This is a genomic window from Methylobacterium sp. Leaf88 (genome assembly GCF_001422795.1).
In the GTDB taxonomy this organism is placed as follows: Bacteria; Pseudomonadota; Alphaproteobacteria; order Rhizobiales; family Beijerinckiaceae; genus Methylobacterium.
The window spans coordinates 1-24,741 of the sequence record NZ_LMMK01000050.1 but is presented as its reverse complement, the minus strand read 5'-3'; the positions used below and the strand labels follow the sequence as shown (position 1 = coordinate 24,741).

The window sequence follows — 24,741 nt, the reverse complement described above, 5'->3', positions numbered from 1 at the left end:
TCGGTGGCATACCAAATATCGCCCCCGCTGGCGACAGGTCATCTCAGCGAGGATCTGATCGTCGTAAGTCCTGCCCGGGGGCGTCGGTAGCAGCGATGGCGTCGCTGCTCCGTGCTCTCTCCGGGCGTTTCCTCCCTAGACTTGCGGGCGCCTGCGGGTGCCTTTATTCTGCCACAACGGAACCGCTGTCAACTGCGCATGCGTCGGTGTGTCCGCAGATATCTGCAGATCATTTCAGCGTTGTCGCAGCATGGGAAACATCGTGCCCGATCAAGGAGTTCGTATTGCGATGTCCGGGTTTGACTGATCGTCTGCCCCGGTAGCTTTTCGGGCGCGGCTGGGCTTGCGGACCAAGAGGCCCTTGGCCGGGTTCCTGACCTAGCGCTGCGCTGCGCCTCCGGCTCGGGCGCTCCACGCGGGGTCCTCGGGGATCACCGTGGTGGGGTGGCGCTCCTGCCAGCCCTCGATGCCCTCGGGGAACCAGTGCACGCGGGTATAGCCCTGCAGCACCAGCCGCTTGGCCGCATTCCAGCTGCCCCAGCATTCGGGATGGCAGAAGGCGACGATGGCCCGGCCCCTGTCGCCCCCGGTCAACTCCCCGACGCGCTGGAGGAAGAGCGTCTCGCGAGCCGGATCGAGGGGCGCGGCACCGGCATTGGCCATCCAGACCGCGCCGGGGATCGAGCGGTGAGCGGGCAGCCAGGGCCGGTCGTCCGGAAAGCCCGCCGGGCGCCGGTCGGCCAGGGACACGTCGAGAAGGATCGGCTTGTCGCGGGCGATCAGGGCATCAAGGGCGTCGATGTCGATGACCGTGGCGCCCGACAAGGTGGCTGGGGTGTAGCCCCGTTGCGGCCCTGTCCAGATCCCGTCCGGTTCCGGCACGTTCAGAGGGGAATCCGCTGGGCCGGCCGCCGCCAGAACGAGCATGGCGGTTCCCGCGACCGCGAGCCGGACGAGCCGCCGCATCATGGTGCGGACCCGCTCAGTTCGTGGCGCTCGGCGCCGTGAAGCTGTGCTCCCAGCGGCCGTTCTGGTTGTCGGTGGCCACGACCTTGATCGGCCCCTGGCCCTCCGGCTGCAGGCCGAAGTTGATCACCGGGTTCGACGCGATCGAGATGTCGCCGTCGAGGGTCAGGACGGCCTGATCGCCGCGGGTGATCGCGACTTTGTTGATGTAACGGGCCGGCGTGTAGTCGCGGGTGATCTGGTTCATCTGCATGCCGCTGAAGTTCGGGTGACGGATCATCAGCGTCGCCTCCACGGGGCGCCCGGGCTGGGCCTCCGCGAATTTCAGCTTCATGTCGCCCATCCCCTTCATCGCCTCCTCGTCGCTCATCCCCATGGGCGCCGAGCAGCCGCCGGAAGCCTTCACGAACTTGGTGGTCTCGAAGAGCCGGCCGTCCTTGGTCTCCACCACGGCGTGGATGTTGGTGTAGTTGTTCACCCGCACCCGGAGCTTGATCTCGCCGGCATCCGCCCCCGGGCCGAAGGCGATGTGGGCGGCGTAGGGCGACGGGTTGTCGTCGATGACGAGGTGGATGCCCGCGATCTTGTCCTTCTCCGGCATGGTCAGGGTGATCGGGACCAACGAGGCATCGAGCGCCCGCACCGGCGCGTCGATCTTCACGAGGCTGTCGGTCGGTGCGATCGTCTTGTCACCGAAGATCGACGTCCGGATCTCCTTCCAGCGGGCGAGGCGTTCCGACTCGTCGTCCGAAGCCCCGGCGGCAAGGCTCGGGCTGGTCCGCAGCGCGGTGCCAGCGCCGACCAGCGGCAGGGCGAGCGACAGGGCTGCCAGGACGGAGCGGACGAGAACAGGTTTAGCAATGGAGCGAGTCATGGCGTTTCTCCTGCTGGATGATCGTTCTTCTTGCGACATCTCTTACATCACGTGGCACCGAGCGGGATCGGCCTCAAGCCACGCTCGCAAATTGAGGTCTCGGGTCATGATCTCGAGTGATGGTCTCCTGCCACGCCCTCATTCCCATTCCAGCTCCTTGAAGGCCTGGGTGACGTTGCGGCCGTTATAGGTGTCGAACAGGACCCACCGGTCGCGCTCGGACTGGGCGACGGTCCGCACCGCCTTCTCGATCGGCACGTCCGCCACGATGGCCTTCCGCGTCTCGTCCCGGAGGATCGTGAGATAGCGGGTGAGGTCGTCGAGGGCGGGCGCGACATCGACCAGCCGCGGTCCGTGCCCCGGAACGGCCTTGGTCGCCCCCATCGCGCGCAGGCGATCCGCCTCCTTGAGCCAGCCCACGAGGCTGCCGTCGAGGGAGGGGATGCGGGTGACGAACAGGAGGTCGGCGGGAAACAGGATGCCGCTCGCCGAATCGCGCATCGAGAGGTCGCAGTTCGTGTGCGCCGCGCCGTGCGCGGCGAAGCGCACGGCGCGGCCGCCGAGATCCACCTCGGCGCCGTCCGTCACCTCCAAGGTGGGATAGACCACGCTGCCGGCCCGGTCCGCGCCCAGAATCTCGACGAGGCGCCCGCGATAGTATTCGCCCCGGGCATCCAGGGCGGCGCGCAGGGCATGGTGGCCCACGTAGACCGGCTTGTCCTCGGCGAAGGCCGCCGCCCCGAAGCAATGGTCCGGGTGGACGTGGGTCAGCACCACGTGGCTGATCGGCTTGTCCGTGCGCTTGCGGATCTCCGCGCGCAGCCAGGCGCCATCGGCGAGGCTGCCGCCGGATTCGGTGACGAGCACGGACCGGTCGCCAAGGATGAAGCCGATATTGGCGATGGCGTCGTCGTTCTCGGGGGTCGCCTCGGCGTCGGGGCCGCGCCGGATGAAGATGCCGGGGCCGACCTCCTGCAGGTCGAAGCCCTCGGCCGACCGTCCGAGGGTCGGCAGGCAGCACAGGCACAGGCCGCCGAACAGGGCGCTCCGGCGCGTGGTGCTCCAGCGTGATCGGCCGGCGTCCGCCCGCATGAACTTCCTCCGTCTTCTTGTTCTACCAATTAGTAGGTAGATTTTTTCCCGCGTCAACGGCATAAGCCGGAAGGCCGGCGGCCGGGCGATCACGGACTCGCGCGCGGGCGCCGAGGGACGAGGGCCGTCGTCCGTCAAGGAGACCACGGGACGATGAGGGACACCCGCGCCGCGCTGCTGCTGCAGGCCGAGACCCTGGTGCGGCGCCGGGGCTATGCCGGCTTCAGCTATGCCGACCTCGCCGAGACGGTCGGGATCCGCAAGGCGAGCATCCATCATCACTTCGCCACCAAGTCCGACCTCGCCCATGCCCTGGTGGCCGCCTACGACGCGCGCTACGACGCCGCCCTGGCCGAGATTCGAACCGATGAGCCGGACGCGATCCGTCGGATCGCCGCCTACGGGACGCTCTATCTCGGGGGCGTCGAGGCCGGGCTGGGCTGCCTCTGCGCCGCTCTGGCGATCGAGGGTGAGGCTTTGCCGGATTCCCTGCGCGTCGACATCGCCCGCTTCTTCGACAAGCACATCGCCTGGTTGGAGGGTGTGCTCGCCGAGGGGATCGCGGCCGGGAGCGTCCGGGGCTCCGTCGCGCCCGGGGCAACCGCCCGCATGGTGATCGCCGCCCTCGAAGGCGCTCTGCTCATGGAGCGCCTGCTGGCGGGGCCGGCGGGATTCCGCGGCACACTCACGGCGCTCTGCGACGGGCTGCGGGCCGGCGGGGTTTCATCCGATCGGGGTTTCATCCCGCCGGACTGATACAATATAACAGGCTGCAGCGACGCCTCCCGCGCCATCGACGAAGAGTCTCCATGTCCGACAGCCCGAACACCGCCTCCGCGAAGATTCCCGTCACCGTGCTCACCGGTTACCTGGGCGCGGGCAAGACCACCCTCCTCAACCGCATCCTCACCGAGAACCACGGCAAGCGCTACGCCGTGATCGTCAACGAGTTCGGAGAGATCGGCATCGACAACGACCTCATCATCGGCGCCGACGAGGAGGTGTTCGAGATGAACAACGGCTGCGTCTGTTGCACCGTGCGCGGCGACCTCATCCGCATCATGGACGGCCTGGTGAAGCGACGCGGCAAGTTCGACGCGATCATCGTCGAGACCACCGGCCTCGCCGATCCCGCCCCCGTGGCCCAGACCTTCTTCATCGACGAGGATGTCGGCGCGGCCGCCCGCCTCGACGCGGTGGTGACGGTGGCCGATGCCAAGTGGCTCTCGGACCGCCTCAAGGACGCGCCGGAAGCCAAGAACCAGATCGCCTTCGCCGACGTGATCCTGCTCAACAAGGCCGATCTCGTGGCGGAGGCGGACCTCGCCCGGGTCGAGGCCCAGATCCGCGCGATCAACCCCTACGCCAAGGTCCACCGCACCGAGCGCTGCGCGGTGCCGCTGGAGGCGGTGCTGGAGCGCAACGCCTTCGATCTCGGCCGCATCCTCGACATCGAGCCCGACTTCCTCGAGGAGGGCCATCATCATCACCACGACGACGACATGCAGTCGGTCTCGGCGAAGATCGACGGACCGGTCGACCCCGAGAAGTTCATGCCCTGGATCTCGACCCTGACCCAGGTCCAGGGCCCCGACATCCTGCGCTGCAAGGGCATCGTCGCCTTCCCGGACGAGCCGCAGCGCTTCGTCTTCCAGGGCGTCCACCAGATCCTCGACGGCGACCTTCAGGGGCCGTGGAAGGACGACGAGCTGCGCGTCTCCCGCGTGGTCTTCATCGGCCGCAAGCTCGATCCGGAGGCGATCCGCGCCGGCTTCGAGGATTGCAAGGCCGGGTGACGAGCGATCGTCGCGGGACGGCGCTCGTCCCCCGGGCCGTCATGCGGCCTTCACGCCGGCCAGGAACTGCGACACCTCCTGGCCGAGGTTTTCGGAGTAGCGCGACAGCTCCCGGGCGGCACTCAGGACCTGGCTGGCGGCGGCGCCCGTCGATCCGGCGCCGGCGCGGACATGCTCGATGTTGGTCGTCACCTCCTGGGTGCCCTGCGCGGCCTCCTGGACGTTCCGGGCGATCTCCCGGGTGGCGGCGCCCTGCTGCTCCATCGCGGCGGCGATGCCGTTCGCGTAGGTCGACATGTCGGCGATGGTTCGGCCGATCCGCGTGATGTCGGATACGACCTCGCCGGTGGCACCCTGGATCTCGCCGATCTTGGTGCGGATCTCCTCGGTGGCGCGCGCGGTCTGCCCGGCCAGTTCCTTCACCTCGGAGGCGACGACGGCGAAGCCGCGGCCGGCCTCGCCGGCCCGCGCCGCCTCGATGGTGGCGTTGAGCGCCAGCAGGTTGGTCTGGCCCGCGATGTTCGTGATCATGGCGACGACGTCGGTGATGCTGGACGCAACCTCGGTCAGCCGCTTCACGGTCGCCTCGGTGCGGTGCGTGTCCTCCACGGCCTGGTTGGCCATGCCGGAGGATTGGCTGACCTGGGTCACGATTTCCTGGATCGAGGCGGACATCTCCTCGCTGGCGGCCGCGACCGTGTGGACGTTGGCCGAGGTCTCTTCCGCCGCGCTCGCCACCGTCGTCGCCTGCCGGATCGACTGATCCGCCGTGGAGGCCATCGACTGGGCGGTGGCCTCCATCTCGGTGGCCGCCCCCGCCAGACCCTGCGTGAGGTGCGAGACGTTGGCCTCGAAGCGCTTCGTCAGCCCGTCGAGCACTTCGGCCCGGCGGATCTTCGCCTGGTTCTCGGCGTCCTGCTCGGCCGCCAGCTGACGCGCGTCGATCGCGTTGCGCTTGAAGACTTCCAGGGAGCGCGCCAGCAGGCCGATCTCATCCTTGCGCGCCATGCCCTCGACGGTGACGGTCAGGTCGCCGCTCGCGAGACGGCCCATCGCGGCGCCCATGGCGGTGGCCGGACGGGTGATCGCGAAGATCACGATCAGGCCGGCGCTGCCCAGGGCGGCCAGCAGCCCGACGACGGCCGACGCCACCAGCGTGGTCGTGGTGCTTCTGACGATCTCGTCGGCGTTGACGGCGCTTGCCTTCAACTCCGCGTCGATGAGGGCGATCCGCTGATTCGTCTCCTCGCGCAGCTTGGCCCGCAGCGGTGTCGCTTCTGTCTGGGCGATCCTGTTTCCGGTCGCGGGATCGTTGTTCAGGGCGGCCTCGGAGGAGCGGTTCAGAACGGCGAAGTAGACCTCCAACCCCCGTCGAAGCTCGGCGTTCGCTGCGACGCGATCGGACGTATCCGCCAGGGCGGCAAGGCTGGCCTGTGCCGCGTAGGTCGCCTTGATGGCGATGGCCTGCCGGGACTTGAAGTCGTGGCTTCTCGGACCGGTCGGATCGATCAGGATGTTGCGATTCTGGAGTGCGGCTTCCGTCAAGGTGATCTGCAGGCCGAGAGCGTAGCTCTGCCGTGCCATCTGCACCTGGACGATCTCCCGTGTCTGGTCCGCAATCCGGGACAGCGCATGACGGGCGTAGATCACAAGACCTACGGCGACCAGTGCCGTCATGGCGAACGGAATGATGATCTTTACCAGGAGGCTTAGATTATTGAACGTCCTCATCACGCATCCCGCCTCTGCAAATGGAGGATCATATTTGTTTCTTTACGGATCTCATTTGACGGTTAAATAACAGTTAATATTCGCAATTTGTCTGTTTCAATTAGGTCTGATTGTTCAAAGATCGATAATAGTGTTATCATGGTACAAATCCTAGAAGGATGAGCTTAGCAAGATTATTATTCACTGCAGGATAAGTTCAGATGTTCTGATTTGGAGATAGGGTCATGGAACGGAAGAGTTCCCGTACGCTGCCTTCTGCGAGATCTCGGGTTCGGTGGGTGTTCCTGGCTCGGCAAGAAGGACATTGCTGAAGCGGGTTTTTTGAATGCGCTGGAGCCGTCGTCAGATCATCTCGAACGGCCGGGTATCCTAACGACGTGACCCTCGGGACACGCGAGGCTTCGACGGCGCATCGCAACACTTGGTTTACCATTCCGGCACAGGATCGGTCCCGTGCCGGCCTGCCGCCGCCGGCCGCGATCGGCTGCCCTGCCCGGGCGCCGTGAGGCCCCGGAGAGCGCTGATCCCATGATGTCCCGCGCCGAACGCACGCCCCTGACGGACTGGTGGTGGACCGTCGACCGCGGCCTGCTGGCCGGCCTCGGCGCGCTCATGGTGGCGGGCCTGGTCTTCCTCATGGGCGGCGGGCCGCCCGTGGCCGAGAAGATCGGCCTGCCGACCTTCCACTTCCTCAACCGGCAGGCGCTCTACCTCGCGCCCACGATCCTCATCATCGTCGGCGTCTCGTTCCTGTCCCTGCGCCACATCCGCCGCGTCGCGCTCTTCACCTGGATGATGGGCGTCGCGCTCTGCATCCTGGCGAGCAAGTTCGGGCCGGAGATCAAGGGCGCGCACCGCTGGATCCAGTTCGGCGCCATCGGCATCCAACCCTCGGAATTCGTCAAGCCCGCCTTCGTGGTGGTGGCGGCCTGGGCCTTCTCGGAGGGCGCGCAGCGCCGCGACATGCCGGGCGGCCTGCTGGCGATCCTGCTCCTGCCGGTCACCATCGTGCCCCTCGTGCTGCAGCCCGATTTCGGCCAGACCATGCTCATCACCATCGTGTGGTGCGCGCTGTTCTTCGTGGCCGGCCTGCACTGGTTCTGGGTGGCGGGCCTCGGCGCCGGCGGCCTCATCGGCGTGGCCGCCGCCTACCGCTTCCTGCACCACGTGCGCGAGCGCATCGATCGCTTCCTCGACAGCGATTCCGGTGACAACTTCCAGGGCTTCTGGGCCCGGCAATCGTTCAATTCGGGTGGCTGGTTCGGCACCGGTCCGGGGGAGGGCGTCGCCAAGCGCCACCTGCCCGACGCCCACACCGACTTCATCTTCTCGGTGACGGGCGAGGAGTTCGGCACCGTTGTGTGCCTCGGCCTCGTCCTCCTGTTCGCCTACATCGTCATGCGCGGCCTGAAGCTGGCCCGGCGCACCGACGACACCTTTTCGCGGCTGGCGATCACGGGCCTCACCACCCTGTTCGGCCTCCAGGCCTGCATCAACATGGCGGTGAACGTCCGGCTGATGCCCGCCAAGGGCATGACGCTGCCCTTCGTCTCCTACGGCGGCTCGTCGCTGATCTCGCTCGCCCTCGGCATGGGCTTCCTCGTGGCCTTGACCCGCAAGCGCCCCCGGACCACCACCCTGAGCCAGAAGCCGCCGGGCACCGCCCCGGCGACGATCGCCGGAGTGATGCGTTGACCGTTGCCACCGCCACGATCCTGCTCTGTGCCGGGGGCACGGGCGGGCACCTGTTTCCCGCCGAGAGCCTGGCCTACGCCCTGCGCGCCCGAGGCGTGCGGGTCGTGCTCGCCACCGATGCCCGGGTGGACTCCATCGCCACCGGCTTCCCGGCCTCCGAGATCGTCACCATCGCGTCCGCGACGCCCTCGGGACGCTCCCCGATCAGGCGCGCCGGCGCGCTCCTCACCCTCGGCCGGGGCTTCGGTGTCGCCGCGCGAGAGATCCGGCGCATCGATCCGGCCGCCATCGTGGGTTTCGGCGGCTATCCCACGGTGCCGCCGATGCTGGCGGGGCAGATCCTGCGCGTCCCCACCATCCTGCACGAGCAGAACGCCGTGATGGGTCGGGCCAACGCCTTCCTGGCACGGGGCGCCCGCGCCATCGCCACGGGCTTCCGCGAGGTCCGGGGCGTGCCGGCCAAGGCGCTGGCACCCCGGACCCACACCGGCAACCCGCTGCGCCCGGCGGTGCTCGCGGCCGCGAAGGTCGCCTATCCGCCGGCCGGTGCCGGCGATCCCCTTCACCTCCTCGTCTTCGGCGGCAGCCAGGGCGCCCGGGTGATGGGCGAAGTCGTTCCGGCCGCCATCGCCAACCTGCCCTCCGATCTGCGCGCCCGGCTCCACCTCGTGCAGCAGGTGCGGGCCGAGGACCTGACGCAGGTCCAGAATCTCTATCTCGGCCTCGGGCTCGCGGGCTTCGAGGCCGCGCCCTTCTTCAAGGACCTGCCGGCCCGCATGGCGGCGGCGCACCTCGTCATCGGCCGGTCCGGCGCGTCCACGGTCTCGGAACTCGCCGCCATCGGACGGCCCGCCATCCTGGTGCCGCTCCCCGGCGCCCTCGACCAGGATCAGGCGGCCAACGCCGCGACGCTGGCCGCCATCAGCGCCGCGCAGGCGATTCCGCAATCCGCCTTCACGCCGGACCGGCTCACGGCGGAGCTGGTCGACCTCTTCACCAATCCCGGAAAATTGACCGCGGCGGCCTCAGCCGCCAAAAGCGCTGGAATTCACGACGCGGCCGAGCGGCTCGCCGACATCGTCCTCGCGACGGCGGCCCGCACCTGACGGCGGCCGCCGATTGATCCCCTTCGGGCCGGTTCGTCCGGACCCCCGACGCCCCTGAGACTGGTCCTTCCCATGAAGCTGCCCGACAAGCTCGGCCCCATCCACTTCATCGGCATCGGCGGCATCGGCATGTCCGGCATCGCCGAGGTGATGCACAACCTCGGCTACACCGTGCAGGGGTCGGACGCCAACGACAACGCCAATGTCCGGCGCCTCTCCGAGAAGGGCATGCGCACCTTCATCGGCCACGAGGCCGGCAACGTCGAGGAGGCCGCCCTGGTGGTGGTCTCCACCGCGATCCGCCGCGACAACCCCGAGCTCGTCGCCGCCCGCGAGCGCCGCCTGCCGGTGGTGCGCCGGGCCGAGATGCTGGCCGAGTTGATGCGCTTCAAGTCCTGCGTCGCCATCGCGGGCACCCACGGCAAGACGACGACGACCTCCCTCGTCGCCACCCTGCTGGATGCCGGCAACCTTGACCCCACCGTGATCAACGGCGGCATCATCAATGCCTACGGCACCAACGCCCGAATGGGCGAGGGCGAGTGGATGGTGGTGGAGGCCGACGAATCCGACGGGACCTTCCTGAAGCTCCCGGCCGATGTCGCCATCGTCACCAACATCGACCCCGAACACCTCGACCATTTCGGCTCGTTCGAGGCGGTCAAGGACGCCTTCCGGCGCTTCATCGACAACATCCCGTTCTATGGCTTCGCGGTGATGTGCATCGACCACCCGATCGTGCAGGACCTCGTCGGGCACATCGAAGACCGCCGCATCATCACCTACGGCGAGAACCCGCAGGCCGATGTCCGGCTCATCGATGTGGACCTGCGCGGCGGCCAGAGCCGCTTCCGCGTGATGATCCGCGACCGCCGCCCCGGCTTCCGTCTCGAGATGGAGGATCTCGTCCTGCCGATGCCGGGCAAGCACAACGCCCTGAACGCCACCGCGGCGCTCGCCGTGGCGCACGAGCTCGGGGTCGAGCCGGAGGCGATCCGCAAGGCGCTGGCCGGCTTCGGCGGGGTGAAGCGCCGCTTCACCCGGACCGGCGTGTGGAACGGCGCCCTGATCTTCGACGATTACGGACACCATCCGGTGGAGATCAAGGCGGTGCTCAAGGCCGCCCGCGCCTCCACCGAGGGCAACGTCATCGCCATCGTGCAGCCGCACCGCTACACGCGCCTCGCCTCGCTGTTCGACGATTTCTGCACCTGCTTCAACGATGCCGACACGGTCATCGTCGCCCCCGTCTACGCGGCGGGCGAGGCGCCGATCGAGGGCATGGACCGCGACGGGCTGGTCTCGGGTCTGAAGTCGCGCGGCCACCGCGACGCCATCGCGCTGCAGCGCTCCGAGGACCTCGCCGGCATCGTCGCCGGCCGCGCCAAGCCCGGCGACTACGTCGTCTGCCTCGGCGCCGGCAACATCACGCAATGGGCCTACGCCCTGCCGGGCGAACTCGCGGCCCTGGACGGCGTGACGGCGTGAAACCGGCCTACGGGTCGGCACCGTCCGGGATCAGATCCTCCGGGTCGACGTCCAGCGCGCGCGAGGGTGCGATAAACAATGAGGTCGGCCGTGCGCTCACCCCGTTCCATCGCCGACAGGAGGGACTCGGTGATCCCGCCGAGGCTGGCCAGGGCGGCCATCGTCATGTCCGGGCGCTTTCGCCAGAAGGGGAGGGGGCGCGGAGCCCGGCGCACGGCATCGAGGTCAGACTCACTCGGGATCTCGTCCGCCCCGCTCGCCAGTCGCGCCTGGGAGGCCTGCAGCGTCCGCGCGCTCGTCGCATCTTCGGCCAGAGCGACGAGCCGCTCGAAATCGGCCTCCGGCAGGATCACGATGGCTTCGCCCGAGGGCGTCTTGGTGCGCACGATGGTCATGCCGATCTTCCTAGCCGTAGATTGAGCCGCGCGGGCCGATGTCGGGCACCATGATCCGACCGGCGCGATCGTGAAGATCACCCGCCAATCGCCGATCCGAAGGTGATATCCCTGCGTACCCCTCAGAGCCTTGATGTTGTTGGCGAGCGCATCCGGTCTCTCAGCGAGGAGGCGCAGCTTCCCGCGGATGAGCGCCTCCGTCCTGGGCGGCATCCGGATCAGAGCGCGCGCCGCCGGGCGTGTGGAACCGATCGTCCGGCCTAGCGCACGCTCCCGCTCGTCGTCCTGCAACCGATAGTCGTTTCAACTGAAAAGCACCCGCCCAATGACCGCCTTCCCGGACATCACGCCCGACATCCGCGCCCGGGCGCCGGCCCTGCGCGGGCGGCTCATCGCCAACCAGCCGCTCTCGGACCTGACCTGGTTCCGGGTCGGCGGCCCGGCGCAGGTGCTGTTCACCCCGGCTGACGCGGATGACCTCGGCCTTCTGCTCTCGGCCCTCGATCCGGAAATACCCGTGACGGTGATCGGCCTCGGCTCGAACCTCATCGTCCGTGACGGCGGCGTGCCCGGCGTCGTGGTGCGCCTCGGCGGCCGGGCTTTCGGCATGGTGGCGATCGACGGCGACACCCTGCGGGTCGGCACCGCCGTGCCGGACATGCGCCTCGCCAAGGCGGCGGCGGAGGCCGGGCTCGACGGGCTGGCGTTCTTCCGCGGCATTCCCGGTTCGGTCGGCGGCGCCCTGCGCATGAATGCCGGTGCCCACGGGGGCGAGACCACCGACGTGCTGGTGGAGGCCCACGGCATCGACCGCCGGGGCGAGGCGCGTCGCTTCACCCATGCGGAGATGGGCTTCACCTACCGGCACAGCGGCGCCCCCGACGACGTGATCTTCACGCATGCGGTGTTCCGCGGGTGCCCCGGCGAGCGGGCGGCCATCGAGGCCGAGATGGAGCGGGTGACGGCGGCGCGCGAGGCGGCCCAGCCGATCCGCGAGCGCACCGGCGGCTCCACCTTCAAGAACCCGCCCGGGGGCAAGGCTTGGCAACTCGTCGACGCGGCCGGCTGCCGCGGCCTGACGGTCGGCGGCGCACAGGTCTCGGAGATGCACTGCAATTTCTTGATCAATCGCGACAACGCCACGGCGGCCGACATCGAGGGGCTCGGCGAGGAGGTACGCCGGCGCGTGCGCGAGACCTCCGGCGTCGAACTCCACTGGGAGATCAAGCGCATCGGATTATCGACACGGACGGCGTAAGACGGTAAGACGTAAGCTGGGCGACAGGAAGGATTCGATGACCGGACGGGACGTTCTGACGGCCTATTCGAAGGTCTCCGTGAAGAGCCAGACCGTACTCCCGGCCGAAGTCCGCGAACGCCTCGGCATCGGCCCGGGCGATCGCCTTCGCTACGTGATCACCCGGGACGGCATTCGTATCGAGAAGGCGCGGCCCGAGGGTGAAGATCCCTTCGTGACATTCACGGAATGGGCCAGTGCCGCCGACGAAGAAGCCTATGGCAATCTCTAGGGACCCAGGCGGACGCATGTTCCCCGCAGGGACCGTGGTGGTCGTACCGTTTCCCTATTCAAACCGTTTGGCTGAGAAGCGTCGCCCGGCCGTCGTGGTCTCGGGGGAGGCCGTTGCCGAGGCGGGATTCGTCTGGATCGCTATGATCACCAGCGCGAACAACCCTGCCATGGGGGGCGATCAAGCGATCGACGATCTTGCTGCTGCCGGGCTTGATGCTCCTTCGGTCATCAGACCCATCAAGCTGGCCTGCATCGAACCGGCTCGCATCCTCAAGCGGATCGGGACATTGCCACCGGTCGCGGCCGGCGCGGTTTTCGATGCGATCAACGACCGGATCGGCCCACGAAGGCCGGCGTGACGACGCAACCCATGTCCGCGCAATTCCCAGGAGTCCCCATGTCCAAGCACGTCGCCGTCCTCATGGGCGGGTGGTCCTCCGAGCGGCCGGTCTCGCTGAATTCGGGCCATGCCTGCGCCGATGCCCTGGAGGGGCAGGGCTTCCGCGTCACGCGGGTCGACGTCCAGCCGGACATCGCGACGGTGCTCACCGACCTGCGGCCCGACGTGGCGTTCAATGCGCTGCACGGGCCCGCGGGTGAGGACGGCACGATCCAGGGCCTGCTGGAGCTGCTGCGCATCCCCTACACCCATTCCGGCGTGCTGGCCTCGGCTCTGGCGATGCACAAGGAGCGTGCCAAAGTGGTCATGCGGGCGGCCGGCGTCAGCGTCCCGGAGGGCCGCGTCGTTAACCGTCATGAGGCCGCAAAGTCACACGTGCTGACGCCGCCCTACGTGCTCAAGCCGGTGGCCGAGGGCTCCTCCATGGGGGTCATCATCGTGCGCGACGGACGCTCCCATCCTCCCCAGGAAGTGGGCCGGGCGGATTGGGGCTATGGCGATGAAATCCTTGCGGAAACCTACGTCGCCGGGCGCGAGCTGACCTGCGCCGTGATGGGCGACGGGGCCCTCGGGGTGATCGAGATCAAGCCCGCTTCGGGGGAGTGGTACGACTTCGACGCGAAGTACGCCGAGGGGGGGTCGATCCACGTCCTCCCGGCAGAAATTAAACCAAATCTTTACCAGCGTGTCCAAGAGTTGTCGTTAACGGCGCATCAAGCACTCGGGTGCCGGGGCATCAGCCGTGCGGACCTTCGCTACGACGACACACCGGGGGGAACCGGTGCCCTCGTCGTGCTGGAGGTCAACACGCAACCCGGCATGACGAAGACGAGCTTGGTCCCGGAGATGGCAGCCCATGCGGGCTATAGTTTCGGTGAGCTCGTTCAATGGATGGTGGAGGACGCAACGTTGGGCCGCTAGGGGCCGAAGGCCCGCTCGGCGGCCACGGCCTCCCCGGGTCGGGTCTGCCGGGTCCGGCCGCCGGCACCGTGCGTTCGGTCCGGTCTGCGCTGGCGGCGCGCCTGCGCCGCTTCACGCCGCCCGGCCGGCGCTCCCGCCTCGCGGTTCCGATCGAGCGCCGCGTCCCGCGCCACCTCGGGACGGCGGCCTTCTCGGTCTCCTTCGCCGCCCTCGCCCTCGCCGGCTTCATCGGAAGCGGCGCCTATGACCGCTTCGTGGCCGAGCACGGCCGCCCCCTCGACATCGCGGCGCGGATCGCCGGCTTCGGCGTCGAGCGCGTCACCATCTCGGGCATCGCCCGGCTCTACGAACGCGAGGTGTTGCAGGCCGCCGGCATCGACGGCCACTCCTCGGTGGTCTTCCTCGACGTGGCGGAGGCCCGCGAGCGCCTGCTGGCGGTGCCGCTGATCGCGAGTGCCTCCGTGCGCAAGGTCTATCCGAACGAGATCGTCATCACCCAGGTCGAGCGCGAGCCCGCCGCCCTCTGGCAGCGCAACGGCGAGATCGCCGTGATCGCCGCCGACGGCACGGTGATCGACCAGATGCGCGACGACCGCTACGCCGCGCTTCCCCTCGTGGTCGGTGACGACGCCAACCTCAAGCTCAAGGACTACCTCGCCCTGATCGAGGCGGCCGGCGCCCTGGCCGAGCGGGTCAAGGCCGGCACCTACGTGTCCGGACGGCGCTGGACGCTCAAGCTCGACGGCGTCGACATCCGCCTGCCCGAGACGGGCGCCACCGAGGCCCTGGCTCGATTGGTCAAGCTCGAGCGCGACAACCGCATCCTCGAGAAGGACATCATCGCGGTGGACCTGCGCATGCCCGACCGGGTGGTGGTGCGGCTCACCGAGGAGGCGGCCGCGGCCCGCGCCGAATCCCAGAAGAAGTCCAAGCCCAAGGGGACCAGCACATGAGCCGCACGATCCGTCCGGCGCATCCCGCGTCCCGTCCCCGTTTCACCTCCTCCGCCCGGTAGCCCGATGCACGACCCGCACGGCCTCACCCCACGCTTGAAGCCTCTCTCCGCCCGGCGCAGCACCACCCTCTCGGTGCTCGACATCGGAACGAGCAAGGTCGTCTGCCTCATCGCCGAGCTTCAGCCGGCCGAGGCCCTCACCACCCTGCGCGGGCGCACCCACTTCGCCCGCGTCATCGGCATCGGCCACCAGCGTTCGCAGGGTCTCAAGGGCGGCGTCATCGTCGACCTCGAGGCCGCCGAGGGCGCGATCCGCCAGGCGGTCCACGCCGCCGAGCGGATGGCGAAGGTCGAGGTGCAGTCGGTCATCGTCAACATGTCCGGCGGCCGGATCGGCTCGCAGCACTTCGAGGCGCGCGTCGGCACCCGCACCGGCACCGTCACGGGCTCCGACGTGGAGCGCGTGCTGGAGACCGCCTCCGCGCACGGCGTCAGCCCCGGCCGGGCGGTGCTCCACGCTCTGCCCACCGGCTACGCCATCGACGGCCAGGGCACGGTCATCGATCCGTCGGGCATGATGGGCGACGCCCTCGGGGTCGACCTCCACGTGGTCACCGGCGAGGCGGCCGCCGCCCGCAACCTCATGCTCGCCGTCGAGCATTGCCACCTCGGCGTCGAGGCGGTGATCGCCACCCCCTACGCCGCCGGGCTCTCGGCCCTGGTTGACGACGAGGCCGAGATGGGCGTCGCCGTGGTCGACATGGGCGGCGGCACCACCAGCGTCGGCGTCTTCTCCGGCGGCCACCTCGTCCACGTGGACGCCGTGGCGGTCGGCGGCCACCACGTCACCATGGATATCGCCCGCGGCCTCTCCACCCGGGTCGCCGCGGCCGAGCGCCTCAAGACCCTCTACGGCTCGGCCATCGCCACCGCCTCCGACGAGCGCGACATGATCGCGGTCCACGGGGTGGGCGAGGACGAGGGCGATGCCCCCAACCACGTGCCGCGCTCGCAGCTCGTGCGGATCATCCGCCCCCGCGTCGAGGAGGTGGTGGAACTGGTGCGCGACCGCCTCCGGGCCGCCGGCTTCTCGGCCCAGGCCGGGCGGCGAGTGGTGCTGACGGGGGGCGCGAGCCAGCTCGTCGGTCTGCCGGAGGTCGCCCGCCGGGTGATGGAGGGCCAGGTCCGCATCGGCCGGCCGCTCGGCATCCGCGGCCTGCCGGAGGCCGCCAAGGGACCCGCCTTCTCCGCGGCGGTGGGCCTCCTGGTCTACCCGCAGGTGGCGCATGCGGAGCATTTCGAGCCGCGGGGCCACGGAGCCTTCGCCGGCACGGGAACGGACGGCTACCTCTCGCGCGTCGGACGCTGGATCCGCGAGAGTTTCTGAGACGACCGCCGTCGCGCCCCAAACCCCACACATCGGGGTGGGTGCGAACGGCCAGACGAGAATCGGCGCCTTCCTCAACCGAGGCGTCAAACGAAACGTGAAAGGCACGAGAGGCTCGACACCATGGCCATCAGTCTGCAGGCGCCGGATATCCGGGAACTCAAGCCCCGCATCACCGTCTTCGGTGTCGGCGGAGCCGGCGGCAACGCCGTCAACAACATGATCGAATCCGGCCTGCTGGGCTGCGAATTCGTGGTCGCCAATACCGACGCCCAGGCGCTGACCTCCTCGAAGGCCGAGCGCGTGATCCAGATGGGCCTCGGCGTGACGCAGGGCCTCGGCGCCGGCTCGCACCCCGAGGTCGGCTCGGCCGCCGCCGACGAGGTCATCGACGAGATCCGTGACCAGCTCTCCGGCGCCCACATGTGCTTCATCACCGCCGGCATGGGCGGCGGCACCGGCACCGGCGCGGCCCCCGTCATCGCCCGTGCGGCCCGTGACATGGGCATCCTCACCGTCGGCGTCGTGACGAAGCCGTTCCAGTTCGAGGGCGTGCGCCGCATGCGCACCGCCGAGGCCGGCATCCAGGAGCTCCAGGCCGCCGTCGACACCCTGATCGTCATCCCGAACCAGAACCTGTTCCGGGTCGCCAACGAGAAGACCACCTTCGCCGACGCCTTCGCGATGGCCGACCAGGTGCTGTACTCGGGCGTCGCCTGCATCACCGACCTGATGGTCAAGGAAGGCCTGATCAACCTCGACTTCGCCGACGTCCGGGCCATCATGCGCGGCATGGGCAAGGCCATGATGGGCACCGGCGAGGCCTCGGGCGAGAACCGCGCCAACCGGGCCGCCGAGGCCGCCATCGCCAACCCGCTCCTCGACGACGTCTCGATGAAGGGCGCGCGCGGCCTGCTGATCTCGATCACCGGCGGCAACGACCTCACCCTCTACGAGCTCGACGAGGCCGCCACCCGCATCCGCGAGGAGGTCGATTCGGACGCCAACATCATCCTGGGCGCCACCTTCGACGAGAGCCTCGACGGCATCATCCGGGTGTCCGTGGTCGCCACCGGCATCGAGCCGGCGCTGATCGCCGCCAACTCGCAGAACAACCCCGACATCGTCCAGACCGAGCAGCGCATCGCCGAGGTCGCCGAGCGTCTGCGTGCGGAAGCGAGGGCGCGGGCCGCACAGCCCGCGTCGACCTTTCGCCCCGTCGGACAGGACGGAGCCGTAGCGGCCCCGGCCGCGCAGCCCGCCGCTCCGGCGTCGCTGCAGGCCGCCCCGATCCAGGCCGCTCCGGTCCAGGCTCCGGTGCAGCAGGCCCTGCGCGCCCCCGAGCCGATGGCCCTCGCCCCCGAGCCGATGCGGGTCGAGCTGCCCCAGGCCCCGGTGATGCGCGACGAGGTGATGCTGACGCAGACCCAGCCGCGCGCCGCCATGTCCTACGAGCCCGCACCGATGCCGGCTCCCGAGCCCGCGCCCCAGCATGCCGCCGGCCCGTTCGTGCCGCCCCGGCCGGCCGTGGCCGTGGCCCGCGCCCCGCGCATGCCGCAGATCCAGGACCTGCCGCTTCCCGCCCAGGCCCAGCTCCGGGCCCGCGAGGAGCAGCCGGCCGAGCCGGCCGGCGATTCCAAGCGCATGACGCTGCTGCGCCGTCTCGCGACGGTGGGCTTCGGCGGACGCCGTGAGGAGGTCGAGGCCGCGCCGCTTCCGCAGATGCGGGCGCCCGCCGCCCCGGTCCCGCAGGCCGCCCCGCCCGCGGACTACGCCAAGCGCGCTCCCGTGCAGGCTCCCCCGGCCTACCGCCCGGCCCAGGGCAACCTCGATCCTCAGGGTCGCGTCGCTCCCCAGGCCCGCATGATGGACGACGACCAGCTCGAGATCCCGGCCTTCCTGCGCCGCCAGGCGAACTGAAACCGGGGTCCGGCGGACGCGTCAACGCCAAGGCTGAGATATTTCAGCCACAGGCCCGGAGCCTCGCGGCTCCGGGCTATGCCTATTGTTAAACCGTTGTTCCAAAACGAGATTCGGATTCGCTGGTGGAAACCGCGGCTGTAACACAGCGTAAGAATCCGTGATTTGGCCTGCCCTGGAGGCGCGGCTATACGAATTTTGGAACGACAAGGCGCGGTGGTTTCGGCCATCAGACGCCGGCAGGGGCTTCAAGCAGCGGACGGATCGCAAGGGGCGCAGGGCCCATCCCGACGGGATGGGCGCGCCCGATCACGGCCGAGGGCTATGGAATGCGAACGAACCAACAGACGACACTCAAAGCCCCCGCGACCCTGAGCGGCATCGGCGTCCATTCCGGGAACCCGGTCGAGATCACGCTGCATCCGGCGCCCGCCAACCACGGCATCGCCTTCCTTCGCACCGGAATGCCCACCGGCAACGACCGGCTCATCAAGGCCCATCACGCCTGCGTCTCCGCCACCGAACTCTGCACCGTTATCGGTGACGTCGAGAGCGGCGCGGTCGCCACCATCGAGCACCTGATGTCGGCGCTCTACGGTCTCGGGATCGACAACGTCCTCGTCGAGATCGACGGCCCAGAGATGCCCATCCTCGACGGCAGCGCGCTCCCCTACGTACAGGCCATCGACGCCGTCGGCACCGCGACCTGCGGCGCCGCCAAGCGCTGGATCAAGGTCCTCCGCTCCGTTCGCATCGAGGTCGGCCGGGCCTTCGCCGAGCTCCGCCCCATCGACCGGGGCTTCCGCCTCGACGTCGAGATCGATTTCGAGAACCCGGTGATCGGCCGGAGCCGCAAGGCGATGGACCTCACCCCCTCCGCCTACCGTCGCGAGATCGCCGGAGCCCGCACCTTCGGCATGATGCGGGATGTCGAGCGCTACTGGAAGGCGGGCTTCGCCCTCGGCGCCTCCCTCGAGAACACGGTCGCGGTCGGCGAGACCGCCGTCGTGAACCCCGAGGGCCTGCGCTACGCCGACGAGTTCGTCCGGCACAAGTTCCTCGACGCCGTGGGCGATCTCGCCCTCGCGGGTCTCCCGCTCCAGGGCGGCTACCGCTCCTATTGCGGCGGTCACCGCATGAATGTCGGCGTCCTCACCGCCCTGTTCTCCGATCGCGCCAACTACGCCATCGTCGAGGCTCCCGGCGCCCGCCGCGAGACCAGCCTGACCGAGTTCGGCGCCAGCCTCGGCATCGCCGCCTTCGTGGGCGATCTGTAGCGCCACCGACACACAGCCGTCGTTTCTGTCCAGGGCGTGGCCCGCCCGCCGCTTTCGCGCCCAAATCGCGCTCCACGGTGAATCGAGCGTGAAACGGAACGTCCGTCCGGTGTGCAGCGCACCCGGATCGTGGCATGAGGCCGTCAGCCACGCGACCGACCTTTGTGATGGCTTGACGACGCGAGTCCGAGAACGGACCGGTCTGTTGGGGGAACACCGGAATGCGCCTTACTCATCCCAACCGCGGTGCGATGGCGGCCGTGCTGGTGTCCGTCCTCGGCCTCGGCCTCGGCGGATGCGACGCCCTCGACTCGATCAATCCCTTCGCCGAGAAGTACAAGCCGGAAGTGGTTCCGGATGTTCCCGCCGACAAGCTCTACAGCGAGGGCTTGGCGCGGATGGAAGACAAGGACTACGAGGGCGCCTCGAAGAAGTTCGGCGAACTCGACAAGGCCTACAGCTATTCCGACTGGTCGCGCAAAGCGCTGCTGATGACGGCCTACGCGAATTACGAGGGCGCGAAGTACGACGACGCGATCAACGCCTCGAAGCGCTACCTGCAGCGCCATCCGGCGAGCAAGGACGCGGCCTACGCCCAGTACCTGATGGCGATGTCGCACTACAAGCAGATCCCCGACGTGACCCGCGACCAGGACCGCTCCGAGAAGGCGCTCGCCGGCCTGCAGGAGCTCGTCCAGAAGTACCCGACCTCCGAATACGCGGCCGACGCCAAGGCCAAGATCCAGATCACGCGAGACCAGCTCGCCGGCAAGGAGATGGAGGTCGGGCGCTTCTACCTCGAGCGCCGCAACTTCCCGGCCGCGATCAACCGGTTCCGCGACGTGGTCAGCAAGTACCAGACGACCCGTCACGCCGAAGAGGCCCTGGAGCGCCTGACCGAGGCCTACATGGCCCTCGGCCTGACTCAGGAGGCCCAGACCTCCGCCGCCGTGCTCGGCCACAACTTCCCCGACAGCCCCTGGTACAAGGATGCCCACGCGCTCCTGCAGAACGGGGGTCTCGAGCCGCGCGAGGAGAAGACCTCGTGGATCAGCAAGGTCTATCGCGGCGTCATCGGGCGCACCGCCGAGGCCCAGTAATCCCGGCGCCGCTCCGGCGCCCGTTCGGCGATCCGAGCGCCGCTTGGCCGCTCCCGGTGGGGGCGGCATCTTTTTGCGTGAAGCCGGCGGCACTTCGCCGTAAGGACAGCGCCAGGCTTCACAACGGGACCTCAGGCGCGGCATGCTGAGCCAGCTCGCGATCCGCGACATCGTTCTCATCGACAAGCTCGTCCTGAACTTCCGCGAGGGCCTCAGCGTCCTCACCGGCGAGACGGGCGCAGGCAAGTCGATCCTGCTCGACGCCTTCGCGCTGGCCCTCGGCGGCCGCGGCGACGGCCGCCTCGTGCGTCACGGGGAGGGGCAGGGCGCCGTCACGGCCGTGTTCGACGTGCCCCTCGATCATCCGGCCCGGGCGCTCGCCGCCGAGGCGGAAATCGACACCGAGGGCGATCTCATCCTGCGTCGCGTGCAGATGGCGGACGGGCGCACGCGCGCCTTCGTCAACGACCAGGCCGTCGGCGTCCAGGTCCTACGGGCCATCGGCGCGGCCCTCGTGGAGATCCACGGGCAGCACGACGACCGGGCCCTGGCCGATCCCACCACCCACCGCGCCATCCTGGACGCCTTCGGGGGCCTGCAGGGCCCACTGGTTCAGGTCGCCGAGGCGGCCAAGCGCGTGAAGGGCGCCCGCTCCGCCCTGTCCGAGCACCGGGCCCGGGTCGAAGCCGCTGCCAAGGAATCCGATTTCCTGCGTCATGCCGTGGCGGAGCTCGAAACCCTCGCGCCGGAGCCGGGCGAGGAGACCACCCTGGCCGAGCGCCGCACGGTGATGCAGCAGAGCGAGAAGGTCGCGCGCGAGCTGAACGAGGCGATCGAGGCTTCGGGCGGTCCCATCGTTTCCCATCTCTCCTCCGCCCTGCGCAAGCTGGAGCGCCGGGCGGCGCAGCTGCCGGCCCTGGTCGAGCCCTGCGTCGCCGCCCTCGACACCGCCCTGACCGCCCTCGACGAGGCCCACATCATCCTCGACGTGGCCCTGCGCGAGGCGGAGTTCGATCCGCGCGAGCTGGAGCGGGTGGAGGAGCGGCTGTTCGCGCTTCGGGCCGCCTCGCGGAAATACCAGGTGCCGGTGGACGACCTCGCGGCCCTGCGCGCGCGCTACGCCGCGGACGTCGCGGCGATCGACGCCGGCGAGGAAGCCCTCGGCGGCCTGGAGGCGACGCTCGCCGCGGCCGAGGCCGCCTACGCGAAGGCCGCGGCCAAGCTCACGGAGGGCCGCAAGCGCGCGGCCAAGGCCCTCGACGCGGCGGTGAAGGCCGAGCTGCCTCCGCTCAAGCTGGAGCGCGCCCGCTTCATCACCGAGATCGCCACCGATCCGGACTCCCGCGATCCGTCCGGCTACGACCGCGTGGAGTTCTGGGCCCAGACCAATCCCGGCACGCGCCCGGGGCCGATGATGAAGGTCGCCTCGGGCGGCGAACTCTCGCGCTTCATGCTCGCCCTGAAGGTGGTGCTCGCCGACAAGGGGTCCGCGCCGACCTTGATCTTCGACGAGATCGACACCGGCGTCGGCGGGGCGGTGGCGGATGCGATCGGCGCGCGGCTTGGGCGCCTCTCTACACGGGTCCAGGTGGTGGCTGTGACTCACGCGCCGCAGGTGGCGGCGCGAGCAGAGACGCACTTCCTGATCGCCAAGGATCCCGTAAAGGGCAGCGACCGGGTCGCCACCCGGGTCGCCTCCCTCGAAGCCCCCGCGCGTCGCGAGGAGATCGCCCGGATGCTGGCCGGCGCGACGGTGACCGACGAGGCCCGGGCCGCGGCTGCGCGCCTGCTTCAGGCGGCCGACGTCTCACCGTAGCGGCGCGGCGCGGCCTTTAACGGTTCCTTAACCATGTTGGGCGACACTCGTTGAACGGCGAGTGTGCTCCATTTCGGCGCCGGCGTTGGATCGCTCGAACGAGGGACTGAGACGTTGGACCAGAGAGTTTGCGACGGCGAGATGCGGGAGGACACGACGCATGCGTGTCAGCCCAACCTGCCCGACGACACGCGGTACCGTCTCGGAACCGCGCTGCGATCGATCTACGAAGAAACCTGCGACACCCTGCCGATCCCGGACAGCCAGATCGATCTCCTCCTGCGCCTGCGGCACAAGGAGCGGGACCTGCGGCGGCTCGACTAGGGGTCCACTACCAGCGCCGCGCATTGGGCTGCCGCTTGTACTCGGCGGCGCGGATCTGGGTAAGGACGCGGTCGAGGCTGAGGAGCAACACCTTCTCGTCGTCGGCGGCCTGGTCCACGGCCACTTGGCCCGGGCCGAACTGCCGGCGCAACTGCACCAACGACAATTGGCGTTCCAGATCCTCGCGCTGCGCATGCAGGTCGAGGAAGGCGGCCTCGTCGGCATCGATGGCAGTCGTCGGCTCCGTCACGGCTCGTCACCTTCTCTCGCCAGTCGGGGACCGGCGACGAAGATCAACGCGCGAAGTCCCGAAACCGTGCCGCGCTCGCGCGCAACGGATCAGCGAAAGCCGCCGACACGCCGGTCTCGCTTGCGCTCAGCGGCCGGCTGGTAGGCGATCTGTGCGTGGGCGGTGCAGTAGGGCAGGCCCGTGATCGAGCGGTCGCCGCAGTAGTGGAAGTCGGGCGAGGTCGGATCGCCGATGGGCCACCGGCACATCGATTCCCGCAGGTCCATGATCGTCACGCGACGGGAGATCGTCAGGGCCACGGGCGGCACTACGGCCGGTACGGCCGCGGGAGCCGCGAAGGCAACGGGAGCATCGTCGAGGTCCGGGGCTACGATCGCGGGCGCCACGACCTCCAGCTCCGGCTCGCGCACGACCTTGCGGGGCGATACGCCGGGCGTCTCGGCCGCCTTGACGCGGCCCGACAGGCCGAGCCGGTGGACCTTGCCGATCACTGCGTTGCGGGTCACGCCGCCGAGCTGCGTCGCGATCTGGCTGGCGCTCAGGCCATCCTCCCACAGCCGGCGCAGGAGATCGACCCGCTCGTCCGACCAACCCGGGACCGTTTCCGTCATAGCCCCCTCCGAAATCGCCCGCTTCCGTCCGTTCGGCTCACGTGACGCCCCTGCACCGGGCCTGCGGCGCCGAGATCAAGACCGTCATCGCAGGAAGGACAGCGGCCCCCCGGCCGTCGATGTGCGAACCGTACAGGACGCCGAGACGCCGAGGCAAGTGCGGGCAGGATCAGGCCCGGCACCCCGCGCACCTGTCCACCGGCAAAGGCCGGGCGGCCGCGCGCCGGCCGGCCTCGCCCGTGCGGCCCGGATAAGCTAGAGCGGCGGCTCCGTGCCCTCCCGTCCGCCCCCTGACCCCCTGCGAGTGTTCATGACCGCCCTGCCGCCCATCGCCGTCTTCGACCTCGACGGAACCCTGGCCGAGACCGCCGGCGACCTGATCGGCACCCTGAACGTGATCCTGCGCCGCGAGGGGCTCCAGGCCCTGCCCCTCGAACAGGCCCGGGACATGATCGGGGCAGGCGCCAAGGCCCTGATCCAGCGTGGTTTCACCACGGCCGGCGAGCCGCTGTCGACCGAGCGGCTGGAGGCGCTGTTCTCGGACTTCATCGCCCATTACGGCGACCATCTCTGCGAGCAGTCGCACCTGTTCCCCGGCGTGGTCGAGGCTCTGGACGCCCTGCGCGCCCGCGGCTTCCTCCTCGCCGTCTGCACCAACAAGTACGAGGGCCAGGCCGTGCGCCTCCTCGAACTCCTCGGGGTGGCCGACCGCTTCGCGACCATCTGCGGCCGCGAGACCTTCCCGTACTTCAAGCCGGATCCGCGCCACATCACCCTGACCGTCGAGCGTGCCGGCGGCGATCCGGCCCGGGCCGTGATGGTGGGGGATTCCCGCGCCGACATCGATGCCGCCAAGGCTGCCGGGATCCCGGTGGTGGCGGTGCCCTTCGGCTACACCGACCTGCCCGTGACGGAGCTCGGCCCGGACCGGGTTATCGCCCATTTCGACGATCTCGGCGCCGCCGTGGAGGCCCTTCTCCCCGCCGCCTGATGCGGGCAACGGTTGCGGACCACGAAAAAGGATGGGTCATTGGGCTCCCGCCGTGTCCGACGCAGCGGGTGTGACGGTGACCGGAGTGGGACTTACGGTTCTCCGATCTAGCCCA

Annotated in this window: 24 protein-coding genes; 17 read left to right on the top strand and 7 right to left on the bottom strand. The window is 69.3% G+C overall.

Annotation, left to right across the window (positions count from 1 at the left end; translation table 11 throughout):
• Nucleotides 1–378: 378 nt before the first annotated feature.
• The 3 genes from ASF20_RS19500 to ASF20_RS19490 form a co-directional block, all read right to left on the bottom strand.
• A complete protein-coding gene (locus ASF20_RS19500; protein ID WP_056216072.1) occupies nucleotides 379–966 on the bottom strand; it encodes a rhodanese-like domain-containing protein in 588 nt (195 codons plus the stop codon).
• Between the two features lie 16 nt (nucleotides 967–982).
• On the bottom strand, nucleotides 983–1,840 hold the full coding sequence (locus tag ASF20_RS19495) for a quinoprotein dehydrogenase-associated SoxYZ-like carrier (RefSeq protein WP_056216007.1): 858 nt from the start codon (nucleotides 1,838–1,840) through the stop codon (nucleotides 983–985).
• 138 nt (nucleotides 1,841–1,978) lie between these two features.
• The gene (locus ASF20_RS19490; protein WP_056277122.1) at nucleotides 1,979–2,932 is read right to left on the bottom strand and encodes a quinoprotein relay system zinc metallohydrolase 2; all 954 of its coding nucleotides are present in this window, start codon (nucleotides 2,930–2,932) and stop codon (nucleotides 1,979–1,981) included.
• Nucleotides 2,933–3,085: 153 nt separating this feature from the next.
• On the opposite strand from ASF20_RS19490, the gene ASF20_RS19485 reads away from it, so the two are divergent.
• On the top strand, nucleotides 3,086–3,688 hold the full coding sequence (locus ASF20_RS19485) for a TetR/AcrR family transcriptional regulator (RefSeq protein ID WP_056277119.1): 603 nt from the start codon (nucleotides 3,086–3,088) through the stop codon (nucleotides 3,686–3,688).
• A gap of 53 nt (nucleotides 3,689–3,741) precedes the next feature.
• On the top strand, nucleotides 3,742–4,728 hold the full coding sequence (locus ASF20_RS19480) for a GTP-binding protein (protein ID WP_056277115.1): 987 nt from the start codon (nucleotides 3,742–3,744) through the stop codon (nucleotides 4,726–4,728).
• A gap of 39 nt (nucleotides 4,729–4,767) precedes the next feature.
• Here ASF20_RS19480 and ASF20_RS19475 read toward each other — a convergent pair whose 3' ends face one another.
• Nucleotides 4,768–6,459, bottom strand: a complete 1,692-nt coding sequence (locus ASF20_RS19475; RefSeq protein WP_056277112.1) for a HAMP domain-containing methyl-accepting chemotaxis protein — start codon at nucleotides 6,457–6,459, stop codon at nucleotides 4,768–4,770.
• A gap of 528 nt (nucleotides 6,460–6,987) precedes the next feature.
• On the opposite strand from ASF20_RS19475, the gene ASF20_RS19470 reads away from it, so the two are divergent.
• The 3 genes from ASF20_RS19470 to murC all read left to right on the top strand — a co-directional run bounded on the left by ASF20_RS19470 (nucleotide 6,988) and on the right by murC (nucleotide 10,748).
• Nucleotides 6,988–8,154, top strand: a complete 1,167-nt coding sequence (locus ASF20_RS19470) for a putative peptidoglycan glycosyltransferase FtsW (RefSeq protein WP_056215997.1) — start codon at nucleotides 6,988–6,990, stop codon at nucleotides 8,152–8,154.
• Nucleotides 8,151–9,260: an undecaprenyldiphospho-muramoylpentapeptide beta-N-acetylglucosaminyltransferase gene (gene murG / locus ASF20_RS19465; RefSeq protein ID WP_056277110.1), complete on the top strand. Its 1,110-nt coding sequence runs from the start codon at nucleotides 8,151–8,153 to the stop codon at nucleotides 9,258–9,260. The genes ASF20_RS19470 and murG overlap by 4 nt, the downstream gene beginning before the upstream one ends.
• A gap of 72 nt (nucleotides 9,261–9,332) precedes the next feature.
• Nucleotides 9,333–10,748: a UDP-N-acetylmuramate--L-alanine ligase gene (gene murC, locus ASF20_RS19460; protein ID WP_056215994.1), complete on the top strand. Its 1,416-nt coding sequence runs from the start codon at nucleotides 9,333–9,335 to the stop codon at nucleotides 10,746–10,748.
• Here murC and ASF20_RS19455 read toward each other — a convergent pair.
• Entirely contained in the window at nucleotides 10,700–11,143 is a 444-nt protein-coding gene (locus ASF20_RS19455; protein ID WP_244476503.1) for a helix-turn-helix transcriptional regulator, read from the bottom strand. The genes murC and ASF20_RS19455 overlap by 49 nt on opposite strands.
• Before the next feature lie 325 nt (nucleotides 11,144–11,468).
• Here ASF20_RS19455 and murB point away from each other — a divergent pair, with 325 nt between their 5' ends.
• The 11 genes from murB to ASF20_RS19395 all read left to right on the top strand — a co-directional run bounded on the left by murB (nucleotide 11,469) and on the right by ASF20_RS19395 (nucleotide 22,774).
• A complete protein-coding gene (murB, locus tag ASF20_RS19445; protein ID WP_056277106.1) occupies nucleotides 11,469–12,401 on the top strand; it encodes a UDP-N-acetylmuramate dehydrogenase in 933 nt (310 codons plus the stop codon).
• A 37-nt stretch (nucleotides 12,402–12,438) separates the two neighbouring features.
• The gene (locus ASF20_RS19440; RefSeq protein WP_056277103.1) at nucleotides 12,439–12,672 is read left to right on the top strand and encodes an AbrB/MazE/SpoVT family DNA-binding domain-containing protein; all 234 of its coding nucleotides are present in this window, start codon (nucleotides 12,439–12,441) and stop codon (nucleotides 12,670–12,672) included.
• A 16-nt stretch (nucleotides 12,673–12,688) separates the two neighbouring features.
• Entirely contained in the window at nucleotides 12,689–13,033 is a 345-nt protein-coding gene (locus ASF20_RS19435; protein ID WP_244476502.1) for a type II toxin-antitoxin system PemK/MazF family toxin, read from the top strand.
• A gap of 38 nt (nucleotides 13,034–13,071) precedes the next feature.
• The gene (locus tag ASF20_RS19430) at nucleotides 13,072–13,995 is read left to right on the top strand and encodes a D-alanine--D-alanine ligase (RefSeq protein WP_056277096.1); all 924 of its coding nucleotides are present in this window, start codon (nucleotides 13,072–13,074) and stop codon (nucleotides 13,993–13,995) included.
• 68 nt (nucleotides 13,996–14,063) lie between these two features.
• Nucleotides 14,064–14,948, top strand: a complete 885-nt coding sequence (locus tag ASF20_RS19425) for a cell division protein FtsQ/DivIB (RefSeq protein WP_244472705.1) — start codon at nucleotides 14,064–14,066, stop codon at nucleotides 14,946–14,948.
• 66 nt (nucleotides 14,949–15,014) lie between these two features.
• Entirely contained in the window at nucleotides 15,015–16,337 is a 1,323-nt protein-coding gene (gene ftsA / locus ASF20_RS19420) for a cell division protein FtsA (protein ID WP_056215981.1), read from the top strand.
• Between the two features lie 123 nt (nucleotides 16,338–16,460).
• Nucleotides 16,461–18,257, top strand: a complete 1,797-nt coding sequence (gene ftsZ / locus ASF20_RS19415) for a cell division protein FtsZ (RefSeq protein ID WP_056215978.1) — start codon at nucleotides 16,461–16,463, stop codon at nucleotides 18,255–18,257.
• 329 nt (nucleotides 18,258–18,586) lie between these two features.
• Nucleotides 18,587–19,534, top strand: a complete 948-nt coding sequence (gene lpxC, locus ASF20_RS19410) for a UDP-3-O-acyl-N-acetylglucosamine deacetylase (protein WP_056215976.1) — start codon at nucleotides 18,587–18,589, stop codon at nucleotides 19,532–19,534.
• A 221-nt stretch (nucleotides 19,535–19,755) separates the two neighbouring features.
• Complete coding sequence (locus ASF20_RS19405; protein WP_056215974.1) at nucleotides 19,756–20,634, top strand: outer membrane protein assembly factor BamD; 879 nt, start codon at nucleotides 19,756–19,758, stop codon at nucleotides 20,632–20,634.
• A 142-nt stretch (nucleotides 20,635–20,776) separates the two neighbouring features.
• Nucleotides 20,777–22,450 (top strand): DNA repair protein RecN, encoded by a 1,674-nt coding sequence (gene recN / locus ASF20_RS19400; RefSeq protein WP_056277094.1) that lies wholly within the window; start codon nucleotides 20,777–20,779, stop codon nucleotides 22,448–22,450.
• A gap of 114 nt (nucleotides 22,451–22,564) precedes the next feature.
• Nucleotides 22,565–22,774 (top strand): hypothetical protein, encoded by a 210-nt coding sequence (locus ASF20_RS19395; RefSeq protein WP_156389702.1) that lies wholly within the window; start codon nucleotides 22,565–22,567, stop codon nucleotides 22,772–22,774.
• A 7-nt stretch (nucleotides 22,775–22,781) separates the two neighbouring features.
• On the opposite strand, the gene ASF20_RS19390 is transcribed toward ASF20_RS19395, so the two are convergent.
• Nucleotides 22,782–23,024: a hypothetical protein gene (locus ASF20_RS19390; protein WP_056277091.1), complete on the bottom strand. Its 243-nt coding sequence runs from the start codon at nucleotides 23,022–23,024 to the stop codon at nucleotides 22,782–22,784.
• Between the two features lie 89 nt (nucleotides 23,025–23,113).
• Complete coding sequence (locus ASF20_RS19385) at nucleotides 23,114–23,635, bottom strand: GcrA family cell cycle regulator (RefSeq protein WP_056277088.1); 522 nt, start codon at nucleotides 23,633–23,635, stop codon at nucleotides 23,114–23,116.
• A gap of 310 nt (nucleotides 23,636–23,945) precedes the next feature.
• Here ASF20_RS19385 and gph point away from each other — a divergent pair, with 310 nt between their 5' ends.
• Nucleotides 23,946–24,626, top strand: coding sequence for a phosphoglycolate phosphatase (gene gph, locus ASF20_RS19380; RefSeq protein WP_056215962.1), 681 nt, complete (start codon nucleotides 23,946–23,948; stop codon nucleotides 24,624–24,626).
• Nucleotides 24,627–24,741: the final 115 nt, after the last annotated feature.

Excerpts from the sequence above, each read along its gene's own strand:
- ASF20_RS19500 (WP_056216072.1), bottom strand. The coding sequence starts at position 966 with ATGCGGCGGCTCGTCCGGCTCGCGGTCGCGGGAACCGCCATGCTCGTT.
- ASF20_RS19495 (WP_056216007.1), bottom strand. The coding sequence starts at position 1,840 with ATGACTCGCTCCATTGCTAAACCTGTTCTCGTCCGCTCCGTCCTGGCA.
- ASF20_RS19490 (WP_056277122.1), bottom strand. The coding sequence starts at position 2,932 with ATGCGGGCGGACGCCGGCCGATCACGCTGGAGCACCACGCGCCGGAGC.
- ASF20_RS19485 (WP_056277119.1), top strand. The coding sequence starts at position 3,086 with ATGAGGGACACCCGCGCCGCGCTGCTGCTGCAGGCCGAGACCCTGGTG.
- ASF20_RS19480 (WP_056277115.1), top strand. The coding sequence starts at position 3,742 with ATGTCCGACAGCCCGAACACCGCCTCCGCGAAGATTCCCGTCACCGTG.
- ASF20_RS19475 (WP_056277112.1), bottom strand. The coding sequence starts at position 6,459 with ATGAGGACGTTCAATAATCTAAGCCTCCTGGTAAAGATCATCATTCCG.
- ASF20_RS19470 (WP_056215997.1), top strand. The coding sequence starts at position 6,988 with ATGATGTCCCGCGCCGAACGCACGCCCCTGACGGACTGGTGGTGGACC.
- murC (WP_056215994.1), top strand. The coding sequence starts at position 9,333 with ATGAAGCTGCCCGACAAGCTCGGCCCCATCCACTTCATCGGCATCGGC.
- ASF20_RS19455 (WP_244476503.1), bottom strand. The coding sequence starts at position 11,143 with ATGACCATCGTGCGCACCAAGACGCCCTCGGGCGAAGCCATCGTGATC.
- murB (WP_056277106.1), top strand. The coding sequence starts at position 11,469 with ATGACCGCCTTCCCGGACATCACGCCCGACATCCGCGCCCGGGCGCCG.
- ASF20_RS19440 (WP_056277103.1), top strand. The coding sequence starts at position 12,439 with ATGACCGGACGGGACGTTCTGACGGCCTATTCGAAGGTCTCCGTGAAG.
- ASF20_RS19435 (WP_244476502.1), top strand. The coding sequence starts at position 12,689 with ATGTTCCCCGCAGGGACCGTGGTGGTCGTACCGTTTCCCTATTCAAAC.
- ASF20_RS19430 (WP_056277096.1), top strand. The coding sequence starts at position 13,072 with ATGTCCAAGCACGTCGCCGTCCTCATGGGCGGGTGGTCCTCCGAGCGG.
- ftsA (WP_056215981.1), top strand. The coding sequence starts at position 15,015 with ATGCACGACCCGCACGGCCTCACCCCACGCTTGAAGCCTCTCTCCGCC.
- ftsZ (WP_056215978.1), top strand. The coding sequence starts at position 16,461 with ATGGCCATCAGTCTGCAGGCGCCGGATATCCGGGAACTCAAGCCCCGC.
- lpxC (WP_056215976.1), top strand. The coding sequence starts at position 18,587 with ATGCGAACGAACCAACAGACGACACTCAAAGCCCCCGCGACCCTGAGC.
- ASF20_RS19405 (WP_056215974.1), top strand. The coding sequence starts at position 19,756 with ATGCGCCTTACTCATCCCAACCGCGGTGCGATGGCGGCCGTGCTGGTG.
- recN (WP_056277094.1), top strand. The coding sequence starts at position 20,777 with ATGCTGAGCCAGCTCGCGATCCGCGACATCGTTCTCATCGACAAGCTC.
- ASF20_RS19385 (WP_056277088.1), bottom strand. The coding sequence starts at position 23,635 with ATGACGGAAACGGTCCCGGGTTGGTCGGACGAGCGGGTCGATCTCCTG.
- gph (WP_056215962.1), top strand. The coding sequence starts at position 23,946 with ATGACCGCCCTGCCGCCCATCGCCGTCTTCGACCTCGACGGAACCCTG.